This window comes from Runella salmonicolor (assembly GCF_024158025.1).
Classification (GTDB): domain Bacteria; phylum Bacteroidota; class Bacteroidia; order Cytophagales; family Spirosomataceae; genus Runella; species Runella salmonicolor.
In genome coordinates this window covers 17304-42285 of the sequence record NZ_JAMZEL010000008.1, presented here as the reverse complement: position 1 = coordinate 42285, position 24982 = coordinate 17304, and the positions used below count along the sequence as shown (strand labels likewise).

At 42.0% G+C, this 24982-nt stretch carries 17 protein-coding genes and 1 tRNA gene; 15 read left to right on the top strand and 3 right to left on the bottom strand.

Annotated elements, in window-relative coordinates; genetic code table 11:
• Window positions 1-367: 367 nt before the first annotated feature.
• The 11 genes from NCI00_RS18240 (at window position 368) to NCI00_RS18190 (ending at window position 15995) form a co-directional block, all read left to right on the top strand.
• Entirely contained in the window at window positions 368-2134 is a 1767-nt protein-coding gene (locus tag NCI00_RS18240; RefSeq protein WP_253529878.1) for a glycosyltransferase family 39 protein, read from the top strand.
• Window positions 2134-2949: a transketolase gene (locus NCI00_RS18235; RefSeq protein WP_253529877.1), complete on the top strand. Its 816-nt coding sequence runs from the start codon at window positions 2134-2136 to the stop codon at window positions 2947-2949. Before NCI00_RS18240 ends, NCI00_RS18235 begins: the two co-directional genes overlap by 1 nt.
• Before the next feature lie 40 nt (window positions 2950-2989).
• Complete coding sequence (locus tag NCI00_RS18230; RefSeq protein ID WP_253529875.1) at window positions 2990-3385, top strand: hypothetical protein; 396 nt, start codon at window positions 2990-2992, stop codon at window positions 3383-3385.
• A gap of 45 nt (window positions 3386-3430) precedes the next feature.
• On the top strand, window positions 3431-5410 hold the full coding sequence (locus NCI00_RS18225; RefSeq protein WP_253529873.1) for an NAD-dependent epimerase/dehydratase family protein: 1980 nt from the start codon (window positions 3431-3433) through the stop codon (window positions 5408-5410).
• Window positions 5411-6089: 679 nt separating this feature from the next.
• On the top strand, window positions 6090-7433 hold the full coding sequence (locus NCI00_RS18220; RefSeq protein WP_253529871.1) for a hypothetical protein: 1344 nt from the start codon (window positions 6090-6092) through the stop codon (window positions 7431-7433).
• Between the two features lie 111 nt (window positions 7434-7544).
• Window positions 7545-8489: a transketolase family protein gene (locus tag NCI00_RS18215; RefSeq protein ID WP_253529870.1), complete on the top strand. Its 945-nt coding sequence runs from the start codon at window positions 7545-7547 to the stop codon at window positions 8487-8489.
• A complete protein-coding gene (locus NCI00_RS18210; protein WP_253529868.1) occupies window positions 8489-10105 on the top strand; it encodes a hypothetical protein in 1617 nt (538 codons plus the stop codon). The genes NCI00_RS18215 and NCI00_RS18210 overlap by 1 nt, the downstream gene beginning before the upstream one ends.
• 57 nt (window positions 10106-10162) lie before the next feature.
• Window positions 10163-11287, top strand: a complete 1125-nt coding sequence (locus NCI00_RS18205; protein WP_253529866.1) for an acyltransferase family protein — start codon at window positions 10163-10165, stop codon at window positions 11285-11287.
• Window positions 11288-11421: 134 nt separating this feature from the next.
• Window positions 11422-12168, top strand: a complete 747-nt coding sequence (locus NCI00_RS18200) for a glycosyltransferase family 2 protein (RefSeq protein WP_166557996.1) — start codon at window positions 11422-11424, stop codon at window positions 12166-12168.
• Window positions 12169-12239: 71 nt separating this feature from the next.
• Window positions 12240-14966 (top strand): hypothetical protein, encoded by a 2727-nt coding sequence (locus NCI00_RS18195; RefSeq protein WP_253529864.1) that lies wholly within the window; start codon window positions 12240-12242, stop codon window positions 14964-14966.
• A 30-nt stretch (window positions 14967-14996) separates the two neighbouring features.
• On the top strand, window positions 14997-15995 hold the full coding sequence (locus NCI00_RS18190) for an alginate O-acetyltransferase AlgX-related protein (protein ID WP_253529862.1): 999 nt from the start codon (window positions 14997-14999) through the stop codon (window positions 15993-15995).
• Between the two features lie 151 nt (window positions 15996-16146).
• Here the strand turns inward: NCI00_RS18190 and NCI00_RS18185 are convergent.
• From NCI00_RS18185 to NCI00_RS18175, 3 genes are all read right to left on the bottom strand, one after another.
• Window positions 16147-16221 (bottom strand) — tRNA-Val (locus tag NCI00_RS18185).
• Window positions 16222-16298: 77 nt separating this feature from the next.
• Window positions 16299-17606 (bottom strand): MFS transporter, encoded by a 1308-nt coding sequence (locus tag NCI00_RS18180; RefSeq protein WP_253529859.1) that lies wholly within the window; start codon window positions 17604-17606, stop codon window positions 16299-16301.
• A 43-nt stretch (window positions 17607-17649) separates the two neighbouring features.
• Complete coding sequence (locus NCI00_RS18175) at window positions 17650-19131, bottom strand: APC family permease (protein WP_253529858.1); 1482 nt, start codon at window positions 19129-19131, stop codon at window positions 17650-17652.
• A 309-nt stretch (window positions 19132-19440) separates the two neighbouring features.
• Here NCI00_RS18175 and NCI00_RS18170 point away from each other — a divergent pair, with 309 nt between their 5' ends.
• The 4 genes from NCI00_RS18170 to NCI00_RS18155 all read left to right on the top strand — a co-directional run bounded on the left by NCI00_RS18170 (window position 19441) and on the right by NCI00_RS18155 (window position 24976).
• On the top strand, window positions 19441-21672 hold the full coding sequence (locus NCI00_RS18170; RefSeq protein ID WP_253529856.1) for an SLBB domain-containing protein: 2232 nt from the start codon (window positions 19441-19443) through the stop codon (window positions 21670-21672).
• 71 nt (window positions 21673-21743) lie between these two features.
• Window positions 21744-22826 carry a GumC domain-containing protein gene (locus NCI00_RS18165; RefSeq protein WP_253529854.1) on the top strand — a complete coding sequence of 361 codons (1083 nt, stop codon included), beginning with the start codon at window positions 21744-21746 and terminating at the stop codon, window positions 22824-22826.
• A gap of 179 nt (window positions 22827-23005) precedes the next feature.
• A complete protein-coding gene (locus NCI00_RS18160) occupies window positions 23006-24286 on the top strand; it encodes a flippase (protein ID WP_253529852.1) in 1281 nt (426 codons plus the stop codon).
• Between the two features lie 12 nt (window positions 24287-24298).
• Window positions 24299-24976: a class I SAM-dependent methyltransferase gene (locus tag NCI00_RS18155; RefSeq protein ID WP_253529850.1), complete on the top strand. Its 678-nt coding sequence runs from the start codon at window positions 24299-24301 to the stop codon at window positions 24974-24976.
• Window positions 24977-24982 lie beyond the last annotated feature (6 nt).

Below are 24982 nucleotides of genomic sequence, written 5' to 3'. Positions count from 1 at the left end.
AGAAACGTTTGACTTACAATTACTGTATATCTGGCTGCCTTTACTATTGTTCTATCATTATTTTTCTCAACCAATCCTCATCTACCGTTCGCGACTGCCAATCTTCCTGCGCCCGATGATTATATTTCCAGTTTTTTATTTGGGTTTTAATTTTATTTTCAAAGCCAACAATCCGTGCGTCTTTTTGTTGGATTAATTTTTCAATAATCACCCAAAATATGGCTTATAAAACAGGCACATATAACAACCGCACCCGCATTCAACCATAGTTTTTTTATTTAAAAGTACTTTTTTGTAAAAAGCAAGAAAGCTATAAACACATTATCCTACTATTTTTTCAATAAATTTGCGGCAACAAAATCGAAATATGTCTTTGCCACAAACTTCCACTCTTTTCCAAACCAAGTACGTCTCTTATGGGCTGGTTGCCGTTTTGATACTTGCGGCGAGTCTGCGTCTCTACAAATTGGATGCCCACGGAATCTTTTTTGACGAAAAAGCAACGATGATGGTAAGCCAAGGCATGGTACAAAACGGCGGTAACCAACACGATATCTTTAACCCAACGAAGTATACTTTCACCAATCAAGAATTTTGGCAGCCACAGACCTTCGATGAATACTTAGAGGCGATGCGCCGCAGCGACATTGGCAATAGCCCATTTTATTACCTTGTGCTCCACAATTGGCTCAACCTGACGGGCGTTTCAGATTTTACCTCTCGCCTGCTTTCCGTGCTTTTCAGCATTCTGACGGTGTGGCTGATTTTTATTTTTACCAATCATTTTTTAAAATCATCGAAATTGGCGCTTACGGCGGCGGCCTTGGCGGCGATTGAGCCTTTTTTTATTACTTATTCGCAACAAGCACGCAATTATTCGCTTACTTTCTTTCTGACATTACTCGCCACTTATTGCTTCCTACGTGCACTCGAAGCCGAAGAAAAACGTAAACCTTCGGCACGTTGGTTTCTGTTTTATGGATTGGTGGCTGGATTGAGTTTTCTTTCTCATTTTCTGGCCGCAACGGTTTGCTTAGCCCACGGAATGTATGCCCTTATTACGGTTCGTCGGCTGCGCACTTGGGTAGCTTTGGTTGGAGCCGGTGCATTGGCCGTTTCGGGTTTGGCGGCTTGGATTATTTGGGGAGGCGGAGATTGGACCCTGAGATCACTCAATCATCAATCGGCATTGTATTTAGAATGTGCGCTCAATCGGCCCTATAATAACCCTTACGGCATTATTTTGCCCGCTACGTTTAAAAATCTATTCGATAAGAGCCTGCCGATGTTTACCGATTTATGGATATATTCAAATAGTCTGGTAGGCACGCTGGAAGGCAAAAAAAATGCGATTGTGGCCATTTTGATGGGTTTGGGGCTTATTGTGGCTTTTCGTTATTCTCAAAAAAATCCAGAAAAATCAACCATTATAAGCATAGGAGCTGCCGTTGTTATGGGAGGTTGTGCCTTATTTTACAGCAACCATAAGCTCGGATTTTCGGTCGCTTCGGTCGCCATTCTGATGCTTTTTTTGGCATTTTATCAGACAACATTCAAAAACAAAAATCTGATTTGGTTTCTCATCATTATCGCCATCATTCCCTCGGCTTTCTTGATTTTCAATGCCGCTCGCAGCGGACACACCTATGGCTTAACCCAACGCTATTCGGGATTTTCGTTTCCGTACGTCATTATTTTGGCAAGTGTGGCTTTATGGCACCTGCTGGAAAGCAAAAACTGGTTTAAGTACTTAATATTAACGGTGTTGGTCATTCAGGCGATGTTTGTCGGACGTACCCTTCAAAGTTTCTACGACGATGTTTCGCCCAAATATAATTATCGCAGTGAGCCTCGTTTGCCCAACCCGCACTACACTGCTGCCCAAAAAGCCCGCGAATTGTATCAAAAAGGCGATACAATCCTCATTGCTTCCCCAATTAACGTGTTTGACAACCCCATGGACCGTACTTTTATGCGTCATTCAGTAACCGATGCGCAATATTTTAACTTGTATTTACCAAAAGACGGTATCTTTGTGCAACGGTTAGACACGGTAAATGTGGATAAAATTTCCCTAAAAAAAGCCTCCGGGCAGTTAATTGAATTAACAGACTTGAAAGGAAAACGATACTAATGGTTGAAACACAAACGATCATCACTGACTACAAACGGCTCAGCGGCGAGCTTCGCCTCAAGGTACTGGGCCTTTACAAAAAAGCCAACGCGGGGCACATTGGTTGTTCTCTAAGCTGCATTGATTTATTGATTGCTGCTCTCATCCAACAAAAACGCCCGCAGGACTCTTTCCTACTTTCAAAAGGCCATGCAGCGGCGGCTTTGTACGTGGCACTCAATCATTTAGGAGAGATTTCTGACGAAGTATTGGACACTTTTTATCAGGATGGCACTACCCTTCCCGCTCACCCTGCCCCCAACAAACACGCTGGTATTCCGTTTGCTACTGGCTCATTGGGGCATGGCTTACCGATTGCAACAGGCATGGCTCACGCCAGCAAACTTTCCGAAGAAGATGCAATCTCATTCGTGCTGATGTCAGACGGCGAAACCAACGAAGGTACCACCTGGGAAGCGGCCCACTATGCGATTCAAAATCAACTCGATAACCTAGTCGTGCTGGTGGATAAAAATGGCTTACAGGGCTTTGGTAATACAACAGATGTACTGGGAGAAACCGCCACCGTAGCCAAATGGAAGGCCATTGGTTTTGACGTTTTTGAGGCTGATGGCCACAATCCTGAAGCACTGATTGAAACCATTGAAAAAGTCAGATTGCGCAAAAACGGATTGCCCAAGATAATCATTGCCCATACCATAAAAGGCAAAGGAGTTTCGTACATGGAAAACCGCATGGAATGGCACTATCTACCCATGAGCGACGCCCAATACGAAACGGCAAAAGCCGATGTAATAAATGCGTACTTTTCTTAGGTTTTGCTTAATTTTGGCCAAACTCTGATTCTATATAATTATGATGACGGACCGACAACGAATCGAGCAATTAGAGCTTTTAATCGCGGAATTTGCAATCAAGCAAGATGAGCATACGGCTATTTTGGAAGAGCACTCCGCCAAAATAGAACGTATATCTTTGCAAATCAAGCGTTTGGAAGAAGCGATAAAGATTTGTTTGAAAGGTATTCAACAAAATAGTGATGATATTCAGTTTTTGCTCAAAAAACAGACCGAGTTTGAAGAAAAACTGAATGAACTCAATTCCAAAATAGATGGCTTGGGCCTGCGTATGGACAAGATGGAACAACGCATGGACAAGATTGAGCAACGCATAGACAAGATGGAACAACGCATGGAGAATGTCGAGACCAAATTAGATGTAATTATCAACATTCTTCAAAATAGAAATTAGCAACCTTGGGTGTTTATTTTACAAACATCCAAAATCTCATTCGTTTTGATTTATCAGGAAAAAATACTTCAGCTTAAAGGGCCCATATTTGTATTTGGAGCCAGTGGTTTTATCGGAGCCAATCTTTTCAAAGACATTTTCAAAGTTCGCAAGGATGTCTACGCCCTCACCCACGACGCCACCAAAGCTTGGCGCTTAAAATTATTGGATATTCCCTTTGAGAATATCGTTCATTGCGATATTTTATCAAACAACTCCGTTGAGCAGACTTTTACGCAGTACAAGCCCAGAACCATTTTCAATTTGGCCGCTTATGGCGCGTACAGCAAGCAAAAAAACATCAATCTGACCTACGAGACCAACGTCATCGGAACGGTCAATATCTTAGAAAACTGCACCGACGAAACGGTTTACATCCACGCTGGAAGCAGTTCTGAATACGGGTTCAACTGTGCGGCCCCTAAAGAAACCGACCCCGTTAAACCCAACAGTCACTATGCCGTTTCGAAGGTCTCGGCGGCATATTTGATTGAGTTTTACGCCAAAGTTCATCAACGAAAAGCCCTCAACCTGCGCCTTTATTCCATTTACGGCGCTTGGGAAGAACCCGACCGCTTGATTCCCCGCTTGATTGAAGAAGCCCGCAAAGGTGGTTATCCACCGCTGGTTTCTCCCGATATAAGCCGCGATTTTGTGTACGCCGATGATTGCGTAGAAGCATTTTTGGACGCGGCATTAAAGGTAAATACAACCATTTCGGGCAAATCTTATAACATCGCAACGGGTGAAAAAACCACCATGCGCGAGCTGGTCGAGACCTCCCGTCAGACCTTTGGTCAGACGGATGTACCAGTCTGGGGAAGTATGCCCAATCGCGGCTGGGATTTATCAGATTGGTACGGTGACCCTACCGAAGCCCAAAAAGACTTGGGTTGGAAAGCCCGCACCTCCCTTAGCGAAGGGCTTAGATTGAACAAAGAATGGCAGGAAGCAAACCAATACGAAGAACGGATTCTGCCCGCTTTTGCCAATCCAAAGCTTAATCCTGTGATTACGGCCATCATTGCCTGCTACAAAGATGCCCAGGCGATTCCGTTCATGTACGAGCGGTTGGTCAAAACCTTCAATGAACTTAAAGTACGGTACGAAATTATTTTTGTCAATGATGCTTCGCCCGACAATCAAGACGAAGTAATAAACGCCATTTGCCAACGTGATTCCAACGTCATCGGCATCACGCACTCGCGGAATTTTGGCTCTCAATCGGCCTTTTTGAGCGGTATGGAAATTTCAACGGGCGATGCCGTTGTATTGATGGACGGCGATTTGCAAGACCCTCCCGAAGTGATTCCTCATTTTTATGAAAAGTGGTCAAATGGCTTCGATGTGGTGTACGGCGTGCGCGTACAACGCGAAATGAAGCCTCATATCCACTTTTTTTATAAAGCTTTTTACAAAATTTTTCAAAACCTCAGCTATATCCCCATTCCTCGCGACGCGGGCGATTTCTCCATGATTGACCGCAAAGTGGTTAAGGAGCTGGTGGCCCTGCCCGAAACCGAGCAGTTTTTACGCGGACTGCGGGCGTGGGTTGGTTTTAAGCAAACGGGCGTAGACTACGTGCGCCCCGAGCGAATGTTTGGCGTATCGACCAACAACTGGCGAAAAAATATTTGGTGGGCCAAGAAAGCCATTTTCTCGTTCAGCTTTGCACCTTTAGAACTCATGAGTTACGCGGGCTTTAGTCTTACGGCCTGTTCAATTCTGGGGATTTTCTACCAAATATTGGCCAAATACTTTTTTGCTCCCGATACCCCTCAGGGTTTCACGACGGTTATTATTCTGATTACTCTTTTTGGAGGACTAACCATGCTAGGCATCTCATTTTTAGGAGAATACATCAGCAAAATTTTTGAAGAAACGAAAAAAAGGCCCAAGTTTATTCGTACAAAAATTCAAAAAGGCGAAAAAACATTTCGTACTTCGGATGAAATCATGACCTTGGTAAAACAGCGGAAGAAATAACCAAATCATACTTAAGGTGAGAAGCCGTCAACAGAGCCAAATTAGCTATTTGGCTCTGTTGACGGCTTCTGCACTTTTTCTAAAACTAGTTTAAAGTTTGCTGTTTTGAAAATGGTTGATAGTATGGGCTTCTATCATGAAACTTTACCCAATTTTTATCCTAATATGCGCCAAAATATTTTGGACATAAGGGTTATTAGTATATTTTTGTTGCATCCTACAATTTGCCAGCCAAGCAGTTAACTACTATAGTCAGCCGTGGCAAATCCCCTACCCACCTTACTTTGTGTATTTGATGAAACAAAAGTTTACCACTTCCTCACTTTCCTTCATTTTTGCAATCCTTCCCTTTGTTTTTTTTTGTATTTTTTTGATATTTTTTGCCACTAATCTTCCACAAGGAGACGACTTCGCTTTAATTCTAAATTTTCTATCTGAATATGTTTCCGCAAAAGGTGGATTTATTGCGAAGTGGAAGCTATTGAGTGACCAGTTTGTCGAACACCGTCTATTTTATACAAGATTTATTGTATTAAGCCAGTACCTCCTATCGGGAGAGGTCTCCTTTTATACCATTACCATTCTAGGCAACTTATCCTTGGTCGGTATTTTTATAATTACTTGGCGGCAGTTACAACTTGCCAGCCATTCCGTTTACTATCTCATTCCAATATCACTTTTGGTATTTCAACCCTGTTATTCATACGATGGGGTGTTATGGCCAGCGGCTACCCTCGCCTACAATTCTGTTTCCTTTTTTGCGCTTTTAACAATTCATTGGCTTTCAAGCCGTCATAAATTTCATTTCTGGTTGGCCTTAGGTGCGGCCGCGCTTTGTACGTATACTTTTGGTAACGGAGTATTAATCTTAGTGGCAGGTGCAGGATTGTTGGTGGTTCAAAAACGTTGGAAAGAACTTATGATTTGGAGCATATTCACCCTTTCAATCTTACTTATATATTTTTCAGGCTATCAACAATACGAAAATCGGAATAATCCAATCCATAATCTGTTCAATCATCCTCAATATATTTTTCTCAATTTTCTGGTTTTTCTGGGCTCCGCCCTCAATTGGGATGAAGAATGGCTTAGGCCTCTCAATCTAAATGACTCCGCTTCGGTACTGGCAGGCGGTCTGGTGTTAGCCACTTTCATCTATTTGTTTTTTAAGACAATCAAGGCTTGGATACAGCCAAACCTCGGCACCCAAAAGATTAACAAAAGTGAGCGTCGATTTACAGAATTCCTGTTTGGTAGCTTTATTTTTTTTATACTAACAGGCTTTTTACTCTGCATTTCACGCGTGGATAAAGACCAGATTTTTGCACATATCAACCGCTATCGTATTCATTCGGTAGTTGGTTTGCTCCTCACTTATTGCATGGGCCTCCGTTATTTACAGTCAAAATCCCTTCTTTATGCACTAACTTTTGGGAGTATTCTGGGCATTTTTATGCTTTCGTATTTTCATTTTTATAATATATTCGCTCAGTATAAACGAGAGTATATTACGGCCCAATACAACTGGGTTACGAGCAATCAGTGGTTTATCTATCGAGATACCTCCTATTGGGAAGAATCCTCCAAGTTAGTTATGAACAAGGCGGCGAAAAGCATTAATTTTCGCATTACCGATTCTCCTTTTTCTCAGATAATAGTCAAAGAGGAAGCCGTTTCTGATTTTAAGATTGAGCAAAATAAAAGCAAAAAAATGCTCAAAATGATGGGTTTTGCGCCCAAATTGCGCCCATTTGGCGCCTCTGAGGATTATTATATTGCGTTTAAAAACCTTACAACATCCACCACGTTTTTGGTGTCAACCACGTATGATCGCCGAAGTATCCGACTTGTGCTCATGGGAGAGAATTATTACTATCCTCAATTCCACAAGGAATTGACCTACCGGCATTTTCCAACGGGAACTTACCAAATCGGGGTTGCGTACAGTAGAAATAATACCTTAGAACTCAAATGGCAGCCCTTTACTTTTGAGGCCGTTCAGGAGAGTAATCTTGTTTACTAGCCTGCTGAATTTGGGTAGCCTTTTGAATTTTACTTAATTTGCAGCCATTTCATTCTATAGATAGCCACTTCATCGTGAAGTAAGCTCTCTTGGAGCAACATACCGTTAGTTATGCGCAAAGAATTTTCAGCCGCCATTGAAAAATTAGCACTCGCCGATGAATCTATCGTATTCATTACTGGTGATTTAGGATATAATGCCTTAGAAAATTTACAGGAAAAATTAGGAAAACGCTTCATCAATGCTGGTGTAGCCGAGCAAAATATGGTAGGCGTGGCCGCAGGAATGGCTTACAAAGGCTACAAAGTTTTTTGTTACAGCATTGCTCCTTTTGTGGTGTATCGCTGCCTCGAACAGTTCCGCAATGATGCCTGTCTCCACAATCTGCCCGTGTTTCTTGTGGGCAACGGCGGTGGGTACGGCTACGGCATCATGGGCAGTACGCACCATGCCATCGAAGATTTGGCCTGCCTGAGCAGCCTGCAAAATGTAAAAACATGGATTCCAGCTTTTAGCGATGAAGTTGAGCCTGTTTTAACGCAGATAGTACACGAAAAACACCCCGCCTATTTACGCCTCGGCGTGGGTCCACTCACTCCCGAAGGAGCTGTTTTGTCGGGGTCGTTGAAAAAAGTGGTGCACACGCCCAATGCCCAAACTGCCATTATTGCTTTAGGACCCATTGCGGCCAATGTATTAAAAGCACTTCAAGAGCCTGAATTACAGACCAGTTGTAGCGTTTATACCGCACTGAGCCTTCCTCTTCAACTCACTGATGCTACCCTACAAGAGCTGCAACAGGCAGAAAATATACTGGTGGTAGAAGAGCACGTAAGTATCGGGGGTTTAGGCCAACAACTCTCGGTAAAACTGCTCGAAGCGGGGATTCACCCGCAGCGTTTTCAATCATTGTCGGCCCTAGGATACCCCAACGGGCTTTATGGAAGTCAACAGTACCACCAAACCCAATCGGGGCTGGATGTTAAAAACATCGCGAACGTCTTACGGTCATTTGCCGAATCGCCGCTACTGCACACTAATCACCCCCATAGTTGATGAACAAAAGATCATTGGCATCCTTACTGGTTACGTTTGCCCTGATATTTGTGTATTATCAGCTTTGGAATCGTTATGCCATTAATATCCCAAAATGGGATGACCACGCCTTTAAAGCTACCTTACTCAATTTTGATAAAGCCGATAGTTTTGGCGGAAAAGTATACGAAATTTACCGTCAGCACAACGAGCATCGGGTAGCCCTGACCCGATTAATTGCCGTGATTGACTATAAAATCTTCGGTCATCTCAATTACGAACACCTGATGTTTTTCGGGAATTTGGCCTTGTTGGTGATTTGGTGGCTACTTACCCGTTTTTTTAAACCCTTACCCGGAGCAGTCTGGTACGCATTGCCCATTGCTACGCTTTGGTTTTCACTGGCTTTTTGGGAAAATACCTTTTGGGGCATGGCCGCGGTTCAAAATTTATGGGTGGTGGCTTGGGCAGTACTGACCTTCTGGCGACTAAGTCGAGGCGACAAGTACTGGTGGTGGGCCTTACCGATGGCATTTATGGGCGTGTTCACTAGCGGCAATGGCCTCCTGATTTTACCCCTTGCCTTGGGCGTTTTATTGCTACAAAAGCGTTGGAAAATTGCCGCTATTTGGACGGTATTCAGCATTTTGAGCATTGTCCTTTATTTTTGGGATTATCAAAGCCCGCCTACTGATTTGAGCGCGTCGGGCAGTTTTCAGTCATTTATCAGGGGTTTTTTGCTTTTTTGTGGCTCGATGTTCGAGGGACTTCCCTTTGGCAATTTTCCATTTCAAATGCCGCTCTGGTTTGGGGCTTTGTCGTTATTTGTGAGCCTGAGTATGCTGCTTTACATTCTGAGAAGTTATTGGAAGCGCCACTTTGTATTAGACGAATTTGACTATTTTTATTTAGGGGGAGTTGGGTTTGCGTTGGTTACTGCGTTGATTGTCAACTATTCACGTACGGGTTTAGGCTCAGATATTATGCTACTGAGTCGCTATAAACTCTACTCAGCTTTATTGGTAAGCTTTAATATCGCTTATCTGACCCGCCTCGTAAGTTCACGCTTTCGGGAGGTTTTGACGGTTACCTTTGTGGTGAGTGCTAGCTTTCTATATGCCTGCAATCAGCATTATCATTTGTACGACGCCATTCAGCTACGCAAATATCTGATAAGCACCAGTTTTAACTGGCGCAATGACGCTCCCGCCACCAATACGATTTATCAAGCGCCCCAATTGTTTCTGGAGAAGATAAGTCTTCCCAAAGACAGTATTGTGGTTGGGGGAAAGGCGTGTTCTAGCAACGACTCTTTATTGGAATTGAAACAACCCAATTACCGCCTTTATGACCTCCGCGATGGAGGCTTGTATGTGCTTTTGTCTAATGAAAAGCACCAATACATCTTCCCAACCCAGCAGGCCCGGAAGCATTCACTGCGGAATTTCGTCAATTACAACCGATTTTTCATCAAAGGTTCAACGGCGCGTATTGGGGCCGCCGAAGTTATTCCTGGAACCTACCGGGTACGATGGTTGCATTATGACCGAAAAGGCAAACTGTATTTGGAAAACGCAGATTGTGAGGTCATGACATTCAAGGACGTGAAAAAAGCAGTTATAAAAACAAATTGGTAATTCGTAAAAAAATGATTGGCCAAAGGGGTGCATCCTTCGCCGATTAAAAGCTAAATTATGTCGGCAAAAACGCAGGATAATTATTTGATTCAACTAGATGGGTTACGATTTATAGCCGTAGCTTTAGTGCTTTGGGACCACTGGATGCCCGAACCTCATCAATTACCTTTTGGTAAATTAGGAGTGAATTTATTTTTCGTTCTGAGCGGCTTTTTAATTACGCGCATTCTGCTCAGTAGTAAAGACAAAAACTACACGAAGTCGGGAGGTTTGGGGCAATATTTGAAGAAATTCTACATCCGGCGTACCATCCGTATTTTTCCTATCTATTACCTTTCTTTAATCGTTCTTTGGCTGTTAAATGACCCATCCGTCCGAGGCAAGGAAGGATGGCAGTTTTTGTACGCCTCCAATATTTACATTGTACTCAAAAAAACGTGGCTGGGCGTTACGGACCATTTTTGGTCGTTGGCCGTTGAAGAGCAATTTTACATTTTTTTCCCAGTCCTGATTTTCTTCATTCCTCGCCGCTTTGTCATTCCCTTTTTTACGGTACTTATCGGGCTGAGTGTATTGCTACGCGCCTATTTTTTATGGACAGGGCAGCCTTGGTATGTTTCGTACGTGACCATGCCCGCCGCCTTAGATGCTTTTGGCTTTGGGGCATTGATGGCTTACGCCCAGCTTTACAAACCAGCCGTTTTTCAAAAACTCTTCACCAATCGTCTTTATTTGGGGTTAAGTTTAGCGGCTTTGGGCGTCATCTTTGTGCTTTCCATCCAAGCCACCCAAGCCGGAATTACGCAAGACAACAATGTTTACGTCAACGTTTGGGAACGTTTTGTGGCTTCAATTTTCTTTATGTTTTTGATTGGAGGTGCCATTATTGGCTACAAAGGATGGTTCAAGTGGTTTTTGGAAAACCCCGTCAGCAATTATTTGGGCAAAATCAGTTACGGTCTTTATGTTTACCATAACTTCGTTTATAATCATTACCATTCGCCTGCCAACCACCCAGTGGTTCGACTTTTCAATAAGCTAGGCCGAAACATTGAAGGCTTTCAGGATATGCACCAGCTACGCGTTTTAATTTTGTTTGCACTCACTGTCATCGTTGCGTCGGCCTCTTGGTATCTGATTGAAAAGCCCATTAATGCATTGAAAGACAAATATGCCCCCTGAAATAATGTAAATATCAATGCCATTAAATAAAAGCTTAACCTTGTACAGTAGGCTAAGAGTCATTTTTTGAGTAGTTTTGTCGAGTTTTTAATAACAATATTCAAGCTTTCCTTAAATAGTTAACAATTCTCATAATGAGTTTATATTTTTCGATTGTCATGCCTGCCTATAATGAAGAAGAATGTATTGAGCAGGTAGTTACTATGTGGACCTCCTTCCTTAAAAATACGTTCCCAGGCAAAGAAACCAAACTTATTGTTATCAATGATGGCTCCAAAGATGGCACCAAAGTGCTGTTAGATGGCCTAGCTCCAAAAATTGATAATTTGTTAGTGGTACACCAACCCAACGGCGGCCATGGAAATGCCGTTGTTAACGGATATAAAAAAGCGGCTGAACTTAATTCTGAGTGGGTTTTTCAAACCGATAGTGACGACCAGTTCGTTACGGAAGATGTACTCAAATTATGGGAAAAGCGCAATGATTCTAACTTCGTTATGGGCTATCGTCAAATACGCTATGATGCCCCTGCCCGATTGGTCATTACGCGTATTTTAAAATACACGATTTTCTTCGCATATGGCACTTTCATCAATGATGCCAACATTCCGTTCCGCCTTATCAAAGGAAGTTTTCTAAAGAAATTATTGGCACAATTGCCTAATCCTGAGCCTTTTGCCCCGAATATCTTTCTGGCAGTAATGGCTAAAAAAGCAGGCGAAAATACCTTTGATATACCCATTACTCACAAAGAACGTTTAACAGGAACGGTTTCTATCTTGCGTTGGAAGCTCTTAAAAGTGTGTATTCAAAGTTTTAAAGAATTGCTTCGTTTCCGTCTTGATCTCAACGGCAAAGTGAAGGCAATCAAGGCGAAATAAAGACGTTTATGGTTCATAGTAATAGTTTATCTTAATTTTCAAACTATGAATTACAAACTATGACCTAACCTATGAAAAGAAGAGGGCTAATTGTTGTTATTGCGCTGGTGGTGTTGCTGACAGGATGGTGGGGCTTTCAGCGTTGGCAAATGTATTCGGCATCCGTCTGGAAATTGTTGCCCGAAAACGCCTTCTTTCTGATTCAGAGCCGACATCTGCAAGATACCACCTACAAGGTTCAAAGAGGAGGCATTGAAATGCGTGAGGTGCCACTCCTAAACCTCGCCGCTCGACAAGTGGATATGTTTCGTCAATTGAGCGATGACAAAGCCCGCGCCGAAAACCTTCTTAAAGGGCAGTCAATTACGTACGTTTTGCAAAAAACCGCTGGTGGACGGTTTGCCTACCTTGTTTTTTTGCCCATGGAGGCCTTCCAAAGTTATGCGTGGCTGGAAGCACCCGCCTCCAAAAACGTGCGGGTAACGTCGCACATTCACAGCGGACAAAAAATTTACGACGTCACCAATCCTCTCTCGGAACCTATTTTTGCGTATACTTTCTTTAATAACTTTTTGGTTTCCTGCGTTTCGGGGGATGTGCTTGAAGATTGGGTACGTTTTGCCCAAAGCCCCCTACGAACCACCAATACCAGTCGTTTTGAAAGTATCAAACAGGAAAGCAGTGAGTTGAGCATTTACCTTGACAACGTTGTGCTATCGGAAGCCATTCGACGCGAAGCCGCTACCAGTCCCGACGCGGGTTTGCTTTATTTTTTATCGTTTCTTCCAGGTACCGAAGGCTTGCACTTGGATAAATTTTTCTCTACCAAAAATCCTACCCTTACCTCACAAGGAAAAAAAGTAAGACTAGAAGGCTACGTTGAAGCATTGAATGACCAAAAAGCCAGTCCGCTTAACCATACTTTTTTTATCCCAAATACTACAGCGGTGATGTACCGTTTAGGGTTTGAAAATTCAGACAATTTTGTCCGAAAATTACGCCCGCAACTGGAAGCCTTATCCACTGATTCCGTCAATCGTTCGCGCAAACAGCTGCTGAACCTCATCGGAAATGCCCGGTTGGATACATTTTATCGAAGTTTTAATAAAGAACTCATTCTGTGCCAGTTGGAACCTAACAACTCCCTCACCAAAGGACAGATTATCTTACAACAGGTTCAACCCAAAAATGGACTCGAACCCTTTTTTAGGCGTCTATCCATACTTTTCAACAAAAACACTGGCACGCCCTTTGAGCCTTTTCAGGGAGGATACGTTTACAATATCAATTGGCATGAGTTGCCAGCGGTTCTTTTTGGCGGACTTTTCAAAGGATTCCCCAAATGTTATGTGGCGTTTCACAAAAACTTTGTGGTATATGCCAATGATTCACAAGTACTTAAAGATTATCTCATTGACTTGGAATACCAGCGAACATGGGCCAATTCATCGCTTTATAACACCTTTTTAAAAACGACCCTCGGCGCTTCTAATCTTACATTTATTGTCAACCCCCGCAAAAGCAAAGAGTACATGGGTACGGGATTTATGAATTATTTATTCACGAATCTCAACTATGATATTACCGAAAAACTCCCCTTTGACCAGTTGGTGTTTCAATCCGCCTATAAGAACGGAAAAGCCTACTCGTCGCTCACATTCGGCCGATTAAACAAAGCTACGAGTGCCAAAACCCTCAATAAGGTATTTTTACAACAGGAGAAACCCTTTGAAACGCCTCCTGCCGGTGGAATTTACCTCGTTCGAAACTATCCGAGTAGTCTCGAAAAAACCATTGTAGTCACGCCATCACGCGAGTTACAGAATCCATTACTGGAAGAAAATAAGCGTAAAATCACCCAATTGGACGCTCCCATCGTAGGAGATATTTATTCGGTAGATTTTCTGAGTATAGGCCGACTACAATACGTATTTGCTACGCAAAAAAGCCTGAATGTCATTGATGAAGACGACCGCCAACGCTATCTATCGCTGCCCCCCATTACGCTCCCAGCCGGGCGCACAATTCGGAGTTTTCAGCGCCTAGAAAGCGGTATTGAAGGCAGTTTTAGATTCTTAGTGATTGATACAGAAGGCTTTTTATACCTCTGGAACAGCCCCAATCAAGCGCCTGTTGTCCTGAATCGCTCCCGGCCTTTTGTTGATTTGCTGCTGCCCATCAACGAAGTAGAATACATGGGAAAACGTCACTTTTTGTTTACGCAGGGCTCAGGTCAGGTAGGTTTAATCAGCGAATCAGGCGTGATTCCGTCTCCTTATAAACTGGAATTGAATACCAATTTTTCGGGGCCATTTTTTGGGGTATTTACCCCCGAAAACGGCACCACTACCCTCATTGGTATCAGTAAATACGGCGAACTTTTTGAAATAACGCTCGGTGGGCAAGTCAAGCGCAAGGTGCAGTTATTCCGTTCAGATCCTACCTCTTTTTTCCGTGCCCGGGCCGCCATCAACAACCGGGACTGGATTTTGTTCCGCGAGTCTGAAACCCAGTTTGCGGTACTGGACAAGCAAGGCAAAGAACTGTTTTCGGCCCAAGGGCTTATTCCGTTCCGCAACGATGTACAATACCACTTTTTGGGTTCGGAAGTAAAGTTTTTAAGCGTAAAATCGGGTAATTTTACGACGCTATACAACCTAAACGGCACTCAAATCGGCGATAAGCCCATTCCGAGTGAAATCCCGATACGTGTCAATCTCGTCGAAGGCTACAATAAGCTGTTGATTCACAGCTACGCCAATAAAAAATTACAAACCTGGTCTTTGAAGATTCGGTAACGAGACGCGCCATTTCAATTTTACAGCACGATGAAAAAAGTCCTTCAATACATCTGTCTTGCTTTTTTTTCACTGCTTTGGGTCATTGGTTGCCACCCAATTCTGAGCCGTGGTGCGCTGGAATTGGGGCTCACCGAAGATTCGTACCGCTACGGGGATTTATACCGACTTTCCAATTTGCCCCAGTTCAAAGAACGGACGGCAGCCTGTCCGAAAAAATTCGTCAATACTCCGCCCAAAAACAACATCGCGCTCTACATCATCGGGGATAGTTTTACCGAAAAACAGCGCATCGACCAACGTGACTTTGGCGTTAAAAGTTACCTGCGTACCCACTGGAATGACTCGCTAGAGGTACAATTGAACCCCGAACAACGAAATATCTTAATCCTTGAAACCGTTGAACGGCATTTCAGAGAACATTTTGCGGTGCCCGTTCGAACCCTAAAAATCAGCCAAGCATCCGTCAAAAACCCGCCTACCAATGAAGCCCCCCAACCCAAAAGTTGGGACGCCATCCTTCATGAAAGCGAAGAAGCATTGGCTAGTTTTGTGTTTTCAAGTGATTTTTTCTTGAAAATAAAAGAGTGGAAAGCGGCGCTAAATTTGGCTTGGTTTGGCCGTCACAACGACCAAGTAGCGATTTCGCCCGACGGCAAAAACATTTTGTTTTGTTGGGATACCGACTCTACCCGCATCACCTCTTCTTTCTATCCTTTTCCAGATACAGAACTTAACAAGTTAATCAAAGGCGTAAATGCGACGAAGGAATATTATCGTTCGCAGGGTTTTGATGAAGTTTATCTGGCCATCATTCCCAACAAAACCAGCATTGTAGCGCCCGAAATGGGCAATTACAATCATTTGGTGGAGCGGGTGCAAAACCACCCAGCACTCCAAACGCCCATCATAGATGTATGGGGGCTTTTCAATCAACATTCCACCGAAGTATACGCCCTCAGCGATACGCATTGGAGCTGCTACGGGCAGGGAATATGGCTACAAAAAGTCAATGAAGTGGTGAAATGACTTGTGCGTAGTCAAACCAAAGTTTTAGTGTTTTATCAGAAAAGAATTGCCGCTTATGGGATAGTTGTGAGCGAATATAAGCAGGCATCAGAAATCTACCGAAAACAAGAAAGCCGCAACATGCTAATAATCTGCAAGTTACGGCTTTTTGTAGGACCTAACGGGCTCGAACCGATGACCTCTGCCCTGTCAAGGCAGCGCTCTGAACCAACTGAGCTAAGATCCTATTTTTATGTCAAAGGAGAAATAACGATGGGGTGATTGCCTGCATTATTCCTCCTTTGGAGCGCAAAGATACTAACTTTAGGAAGTACTCAAAGGGCTTCGGTAAATTTTTTGTGAGGGAATCCGACGTAAAATCAATAACCCAATCACAAAAATCAACGCTAAAAACAAAAGGCTGTTTCGCATTCCCGATACTTGAGTAATGGTGCCAAAAATGGTCGTCCCCAAAAAAGTGGAGAATTTATCGCAGGCATCATAAAAACTAAAATAAGACGCCGTGTCGGGCGTATTGTCGGGTAAAAGCTTGGCGTAAGTTGAACGGGAAAGCGACTGAACCCCGCCCATGACAAACCCAATCCCCGCCGCTAATCCATAAAATTGCACTTCGGTTGTGACAAAGTAAGCCGTTATGCACACACCAATCCATATCACTAAAATCCCCGAAATCGTAATTGTATTCCCCCATTTTCCCGACAGTACGGCCGCACAGTACGCCCCCACGATGGCCAAGAGTTGAAGCAATAAAATGGTTACAATCAGGGCATTGTCGGGCAAGTGCAATTCATTGCTTCCAAAAATTGTGCCGATGTACATAACGGTCTGCACGCCCATGTTATAGAAGAAAAAGGCCACCAAGAATCGTTTGGTAATGGGCAAATGACTCAATTCACCCAACACTTTTTTGAGTTCACGAAAGCCATTCCAAATCCATCCCCCTTCCCGCTTCAACCCCGACGGAGTGCCGTTTGGTAAATAATAAAAAGGAATTTGGGCAAAACCCACCCACCAAACCGCCACCGTCACAAATGAAATCCGACAGGCAGTACCCGAGTCAATCCCGCCGTACCATTCAGGTTTGATGAGCATCGTAAGGTTGAAAATCAGCAAAAGCACACTTCCGATGTAGCCCATCGTAAAGCCCCGGGCCGAGAGCTTATCGTAGCGATTTTCGGTCGCGATTTCGGGCAAGTAGGCGTTATAAAAGACGATACTCCCCGACCACCCAATCAGAGAAATGGCAAATGCAACGACGCCAAGCTCCAGGTTTTCACGATTAAAAAAATAAAGTAGTAAACAAGAAAATGACCCCAAATACACAAAAAACTGCATAAAGCGCTTTTTGCTGCCGCTAAAGTCAGCTATGGCTCCCAAAATAGGGTTGACCAAGGCAATAAACAAAAAGGCAAACGACACCGCAAATGAAAAAAGCGCGGAGTTATTAACGGTCATTCCCATAAACTCCACGTCGGGTCCACCCTGCGCATTGACTGCCGTGTTGCTGAAGTAAATCGGAAAAATGGCCGAAACAATGACCAGTGAATGTACAGAATTGGCCCAATCGTACATACACCAAGCGTTAAGAATGGAGGGTTTGTTCTTTTCCATACTGCTGAGTTTTTGCTTTACCTGCTTACGTTGAATAAGGGTTTTAAATTGCTTTTTTGCCGCCTCCCGATTTTCTGGTAATGTAATAAACGGGAATGCCCACGGCTGCAATCAACAACCCCATCCCGGTATCAAAACGAGTATTGGAATCGCTCAATAAAATCAAACAAATTCCCATCGTAACCACAAGGTAAAAAATAGGCACAAAAGGATAGCCCACCGCTTTGTAGGGGCGCTCCGCCGTAGGCTCACGGCGACGAAGCACAAAAATTCCCGTAATGGTAACCATGTAGAAAATCAAGGAACCAAACGTACAATAATTCAGGAGTTGATTATAACTCCCCGACAAACACAGCAATGAAGCCCAAATACACTGCACCCACAGCGCCTTGCCGGGTACCGATTTCTCATTTAATTTTGACGCCTGTTTCAAAAATAGACCATCCTGTGCCATGGCATAATACAAACGAGCGCCCGCCAGAATCAACCCGTTGATACAGCCAAACGTTGAAATCATAATCAACACGGCCATAATCCCCGCCGACGAGCTTCCAAAGATGACCGACATGGCAGCAGTTGCGACCCGGTCGGTGGGATATTCGGCAAATTGAATTCCTTGCGCCATCACATCCGCCCCCGTATTTGAGCCTTTTAAAGGTAAAATACACAGATAAGCAATGTTGGCTAATACGTACAGTACCGTGACAATCAGCGTTCCTAACAAAAGGCTCAATGGAATGTTCTTCTTGGGATTCTTGATTTCAGCCGCAATAAACGTGACATTGTTCCAAGCATCCGAAGAAAAAAGCGACCCAATCATTGCCACTCCTAGCGCCACAATCAGGGCCATCCCCGAAATCATCGTCACTTCTCCTGTTTCTTTCGACACCCGACTGGCATCCCACGCATTTTCAAAATTTTGACCCAGTACTCCGCTTTGAAGGCCGTACCCAATGCCAATCAATATCAAGCCAAACAACGCGACCAGCTTAGTGGAAGTAAAAATGTTTTGAATCAACTTGCCCGCATTTACCCCTTGCGTATTAATATAAGTAAGGAGCACAATACAAGCAATGGCATAAAAAGTACCGGCATAAACATCTATGGGGCCAAGGCTGAACAATACATTTTCGGCATTCTGAAAATTTAGTTTTGGAAAAAATACCGCCGAATATTTGGTAAATGCCACAGCAACAGCGGCGATAGTGCCCGTTTGAATCACCATAAAAACGGTCCAACCATACACAAAACTTGTCAAAGGGCCGAAAGCCCGCTGAATGTAGATATATTGCCCTCCTGCTTTGGGCATCATGCCCGCTAATTCGCCATAACTTAGTGCTGCCGCCACGGTCACGACGCCCGTCAACACCCAAGCGACCAATAGCCAGCCCGTTGAGCCAAGCATACGCGCCATATCGGCACTTACAATAAAAATGCCCGAACCAATCATTGCTCCAGAAACGAGCATCGTGGCATCGAGCAGACCTAAGGATTGTTTAAATTGTTTGGTTGTAGAATTGGGCATAAAGCGAGAAAAGGGTTAGGTTTATTGACAAAGATAAATGAACCGATAAGTAAAATAAAGTAATATTTTTTCGATAGTATGAATTTGTTCCCTATTTTTGAGCAGAATTTATCTTAATTCAAGATTTTTAGAAATAATTGGGCAATTCTGCGGTATTATTTCGACATCAACGCCTACTTTATAAACTAGACCACGGAACCTGTGACTCCACAAATTCGATTTTTCTTCTTCAGTTTTTTTTGTTTAACTTTATCATCGGGAATTAAAGCACAAACTCCGTCTAAAGTAGAGCAACTGAGTGATTCCCAAGTGAAAGCCTTCTACGAAAAAGCCAAAGCGAGCGGAATGTCTGAAATGCAAATCGAACAAGCGGCTTTAGCACAGGGATTTACGCTCTCTGACATCTCCCTCATGCGTAAGCGGCTCGCCGAAGTACAAGACAAAGAAAACAAAGAAGACCTTACTGACGCTGATTCTCTGAAACTTAGCCGACAACAAATCGGTAAATTGAGCAAGCGCGATATTGAAAAAGAAAAGGATACCCTAAAAGTCCTTAAAAAAGAGCCACTTAAAGTATATGGCAGTGAGTTATTTAATACCGAAGGACTCACTTTCGAGCCAAGCTTGCGCATCGCTACTCCCAAAAACTACCAATTAGGTCCCGACGACGAATTACTTGTTGAAATTTACGGCGACGCCAAAGGCTCTTATCGTCTGAAAGTCAGCCCAGAAGGAACGGTTAAAGTGTTGAATCTGGCGCCAATCTACGTGAGTGGCCTTACGATTGAAGAAGCACGGGACAAAATTGTCGGTCGATTACGGCAATCCTACGCGGGCCTCAATTCCAGCGGTTCTTTTGCTTCCATCAATTTGGGCAACATCCGAAGTATCAAAGTAATGGTGACGGGTGAAGTTGTAAAACCTGGCGTCTATACCGTTTCTTCATTGGCCACCGCATTCAACGCCCTTTATCTATGCGGAGGGCCGAATAAAAATGGTTCTTTTCGCGCCATAAACGTCATACGAAATAACAAAGTTGTTCGTACGATTGACATATATGACTTTCTGCTCCGGGCCAGTCAGGCTGATAACATTATTTTACAGGACCAAGACATTATTCAAGTACCGTTTTATCTCACTCGCGTAGAACTGGACGGGGAAGTAAAACGCCCTGCTATTTATGAACTAAAAAAGGGAGAAACCCTTCAGCAGTTAGTCGATTTGGCGGGCGGTTTTAATGAGCACGCCTATCAGGCATCCATAACCATGCGCCGCAACACCGATAAGGCGCGCAAGGTAGTTACGGTGATAAAAAATGAGTATGCTACTTTTCTTCCCCAAAGCGGCGATGCCATCATGGTGGGTAAAGTATTGGAGCGATTTGATAACAAAGTGGTCGTAAAAGGGGCCGTTTTTCGTCCAGGAGAATACGCACTTGGCGACAATTTAAAAACGCTTAAAGATCTTATCAACCAATCAGAAGGCGTGCGTGAAGATGCTTTTCTGAACCGCGCCTTGATTCACCGCGAAAAAGCCAATCGCGAACCCGAGGTAATTGCCGTTGCGTTAGGCAAAGTGCTGTCCAATGAACTGCCTGATATTGAATTAAAGAACCAAGACAGTGTGGTTATATCGTCCATAAAAAATCTACGGGAAGAATACTTTGTTACCATCGTGGGCGAAATCAACAACCCTTCCGACCTTCCTTTTGCCGAAGGGATGACCGTTTCGGATTTAATCACCCAAGCGGGCGGTCTCACCGACGGTGCGATTGACAGCCGGATTGAGATTGCACGACGTATAAAAGAAACTAATCTACCCGACGTTCCTGAAAACGTAACCATCCAAATTATTACCTTAAAAATAAACCGCGATTTATCTTTGTTAGCCTCCGATAAGGAATTTCAGCTTCAGCCATTTGACATTATATATATCAGAAAATCAACGCGCTACGACAAACAAAGAAGCGTAGTAATAATGGGAGAAGTAAATTATCCTGGTACCTACGCCATCCAAAACAACAGCGAGCGCGTTACGCAATTGTTGGAACGTGCTGGTGGACCCAAATTAAATGGTTACCTTCCCAACGCGGTATTCAGGAGAGGCGGTGAGCGCATTGCACTGGACATTCAAAAGATTGTCGAAAATCCAACCCTTGAAAGCAATATTATCTTAGAAGAAGGGGACACCCTCTTCATTCCCGAGCGTTCCGAATTAGTACGCATAGACGGTGCGGTACTCAATCCTTCTGTCGTAAATTATTCTAAAGGATTTAACTACGATGATTATTTATCACAGGCAGGAGGATACGGAGAACGGGCCATGAAAAGCCGCGTATATGTAACTTATGCCAACGGATACACCGAGCGTACACGCAAATTCCTGTTCTTTAACATCCGTCCAAAAATTCAACCAGGCAGCGTTATTTCAGTTCCTTATAAACCAAAAGACGAACGTCGTTCTGACCTGACTGGCCCTGTTATTTTGTCGTTTACCAGTACCTTAATCTTGGCCGCGGTTACACTTATATCAAGATTATAATCGTTTATCCGTGACTTTTTATACAAAGTCACGTCATCAATTTAACCCAATTGATTCTTCAAAATCAATTTATGCAAGATTCAACATCAAATACCAACCCTAACCCTTCAAATGAGATAGAGATTAGCCTTGCTGATATCATTCATTTTTTTAAAAGTAATTTGCGCAGTATGGTGCTTTGGGGAGCGGGATTTGGTGTTTTAGGGGCCATTTATGCCTTTACTGCCCAAAAAGAGTTTGAATCAAAAGCAGTGGTATTACCCGAAATTGCATCCAGTAGCGCCTTAACCAAAATGGGAGGACTAGGTGCCTTAGCAGGATTGGCCGGAATAGATATTTCTCAAATGAACAGTACCGAAGCCATTCGGCCCGATCTTTATCCAAGTGTTACCCAAAGCCTGCCTTTTGCTTTATATTTACTGGAACAAAACGTTTTTGTGTCATCGACTCAAAAAACAATCAGTCTAAAAAGCTACTTTGAATCACTGAATGAAAGTTGGCTTGATCAATTGTTTGATTCTGAAAATGAAGAAAAACCTAAACTAGACCCCAAGCAAGCGAGTAAGGCGGTAGAACTTACCCAAAAACAAGAAGCCTTGGTAAAGCAGATTCAACAACGGGTCGTTACAGCCTTTGATCGTAAAACGGGAATCATTACCATTAATACCAAAATGCCCGACCCTGTCGTAGCTGCCACTGTAGCTCGATTATCGGTTGAGTACCTTAAAGAATATGTAACGAATTATCGAACCGACAAAGCGCGTAAACAACTGACATTCTTACAAAAACAAGTAAACGAAGCCAAGGAACGCTATCAAAGCAGTGAAGCCGCCTTGGCAAGTTATCGTGACCGCAATGGCTTTTTGGTGATGAATTCGGCCAAAATAACCGAACAACGCCTCCAATCTGAGTTTATGTTGGCCCAAAATGTGTACAATGGTTTGGTTCAGCAATATGAGCAGGCAAGGATACGGGTAGAAGAAGAAACGCCCGTTTTTAAGATGCTGGAGCCTGCGAAGATACCATTGAAGAGGAGTGAGCCGAAGAGGGTAACAACCATAATTTTATGCTTTTTACTAGGGAGCATTCTGTATATAATAGCTAAAATTATACTATCCTCATTGAATTATGTGCAATTAACAATATTCAATTGAAAATTGATTAATAAATAATTTAATTATCAAATATTTATATACTCTTTTACATTTACTTTAAGTTAGAAAAGAAATTCTTAAAGGTAATACAAAATGCATTTCGTATAGTTTACGTAAAACCTCTTACTTAAAACGAATTCTTATTCAGTTTAATAGTACGCAATAATTAAGGTTGACTAATGTCAATAATCACCCAGATAATATCGTTTTCGAAAACTAATATTGCAGCTAATACATTTTATTTATTAATAGATAAAATAAGTAAGCTAGGAAATTTTATTGTAATACTATTAATAGCCCAAAATTACGGCATTAAGACCTTTGGTGATTTCAGTTTTGCGTTCGCCTTTGTTTCAATATTAGGTTCCTTTTCTGAGTTAGGTATTAAAAACATAGTCATAAGATATTTGGTCCAAAACAAAAATAAAAGAGATATTTATCTAGGGACTTCATCATCATTAATATTTTGTGCATCATTACTGTGCTTACTTTTGAGTATTACATATATTTCTACTTCAGATGATACCGCACTTATAAAAACGTTAATTCTTTTTTTTTCATTACCATACGCTTTCAGACCCTTTTATGTAATATTTTATTATTTTGAATCAAAATCTCAAGTAAAAGTCATTGTCCCATACTTGTTCTTAAATACATTAGTTTGTTTAATATTAAAATTATTTTTAATATTAAACAAACTTAATATATTAACATTTGGGTATATAACATTTGTTGAAGGTGTTATAGAAGTACTAATCCTTCTCTTTATTTTTCAAAAAAAAGGTTATTCTATTAGAAAATGGTCATTTGATTGGAGCATTTTCAAATTATTTATTAAAGAATCAATGCCCATTTTCATTTCAGGAGTAATGATTATGATTTATATTAAAATAGACCAAATTTTACTTCAAAAGCTCTCCACATCCCATGAAAGTGGTCTTTATGCATTAGCTGCAAAACTCTTAGAAATTACTTTTATAGTACCTACAATATTAACTGCATCATATTTACCTTCAATTATAAAGTCAATTTTTCTTAAAGACACATCTATATTAATGAATCTTTATAAAATATACAGAAATATTTCTCTATTTATAATAGTTACCACTTTTCTATTTGCTGATTTCTTTATAAATATATTTTATGGTTCCTCCTATAATCACTCAATAATTCTTCTTAAAATAATGATACCAACAGTTTTATTTGTTTCCATTAGTAGCATTGCTAATAGTTATATCCAAATAATAGGTAAAAGTTATATCCAAATGTTAATTAGTATATTGGTTTGTCTATTAAATATTACTCTAAATTTTTTACTAATACCTATTCATCAGGCTAAGGGTGCTGCAATTGCAACATTATTGTCATATACATCATACGTGTTATTAATAATGTTATTCCTACCTCGACAGGATATTAACAAATTATATATACTCAAAGCCCTCACCTTTAGCAAATAATCATTATTACAAATGAAAGATAAAAATCTATATCTCCATGTTGGCTGTCATTTTACAGCGCCAAAAGAATGGATAAATATTGAAGCATCCCCGTTCCTTTATTTACAAAAAATACCATTTTTAGGCAAACTTTTCATCAATGAGAATGTAGGATTATATCCTCAAAACGTAAAATATGGCGATATTGTAAAAGGGGTTAAATTTATAGAGCAAGATTCTTGCAAAGGCATATATTGTTCCCATGTATTAGAACATTTACCTTTACAAGATTTTCGTAAGGGGTTAAAAAACCTAAATAATTATTTACAACCTAATGGACTGTTCCGATTAATTGTCCCTGATTTAGAATGGGCAGCAAAAAATTACTTATTAAGACTTAAAGAAGGAGATAACCAAGCAAGTTTAGACTTTTGTGACAATTATACCTATTTTGGAACAGTCGCGTTAGACAAATCAATTAAAGGCACATTGAAAAATATCTTTGGGACCTCAAAGCATCATTGGATGTGGGATTTTTATTCACTTTCAGAAGAACTTAAAAGTGCTGGTTTCAAAAATATACGTAGATGTAGTTTTAATGACTCAGAAGACTCATTATTTAAATTAGTGGAAGAAGAAAATCGATTTATTGAAATCCAAAAGAGAGGAATTACTCCTCCACTAGCTGTAGCAATAGAATGCACAAAATAATAAAGT

Coding starts and splice junctions, on each gene's coding strand:
- NCI00_RS18165 (WP_253529854.1), top strand. CDS start 21,744: ATGCAAGATTCAACATCAAATACCAACCCTAACCCTTCAAATGAGATA.
- NCI00_RS18175 (WP_253529858.1), bottom strand. CDS start 19,131: ATGCCCAATTCTACAACCAAACAATTTAAACAATCCTTAGGTCTGCTC.
- NCI00_RS18200 (WP_166557996.1), top strand. CDS start 11,422: ATGAGTTTATATTTTTCGATTGTCATGCCTGCCTATAATGAAGAAGAA.
- NCI00_RS18240 (WP_253529878.1), top strand. CDS start 368: ATGTCTTTGCCACAAACTTCCACTCTTTTCCAAACCAAGTACGTCTCT.
- NCI00_RS18205 (WP_253529866.1), top strand. CDS start 10,163: ATGTCGGCAAAAACGCAGGATAATTATTTGATTCAACTAGATGGGTTA.
- NCI00_RS18160 (WP_253529852.1), top strand. CDS start 23,006: ATGTCAATAATCACCCAGATAATATCGTTTTCGAAAACTAATATTGCA.
- NCI00_RS18230 (WP_253529875.1), top strand. CDS start 2,990: ATGATGACGGACCGACAACGAATCGAGCAATTAGAGCTTTTAATCGCG.
- NCI00_RS18195 (WP_253529864.1), top strand. CDS start 12,240: ATGAAAAGAAGAGGGCTAATTGTTGTTATTGCGCTGGTGGTGTTGCTG.
- NCI00_RS18215 (WP_253529870.1), top strand. CDS start 7,545: ATGCGCAAAGAATTTTCAGCCGCCATTGAAAAATTAGCACTCGCCGAT.
- NCI00_RS18180 (WP_253529859.1), bottom strand. CDS start 17,606: ATGGAAAAGAACAAACCCTCCATTCTTAACGCTTGGTGTATGTACGAT.
- NCI00_RS18210 (WP_253529868.1), top strand. CDS start 8,489: ATGAACAAAAGATCATTGGCATCCTTACTGGTTACGTTTGCCCTGATA.
- NCI00_RS18190 (WP_253529862.1), top strand. CDS start 14,997: ATGAAAAAAGTCCTTCAATACATCTGTCTTGCTTTTTTTTCACTGCTT.
- NCI00_RS18235 (WP_253529877.1), top strand. CDS start 2,134: ATGGTTGAAACACAAACGATCATCACTGACTACAAACGGCTCAGCGGC.
- NCI00_RS18155 (WP_253529850.1), top strand. CDS start 24,299: ATGAAAGATAAAAATCTATATCTCCATGTTGGCTGTCATTTTACAGCG.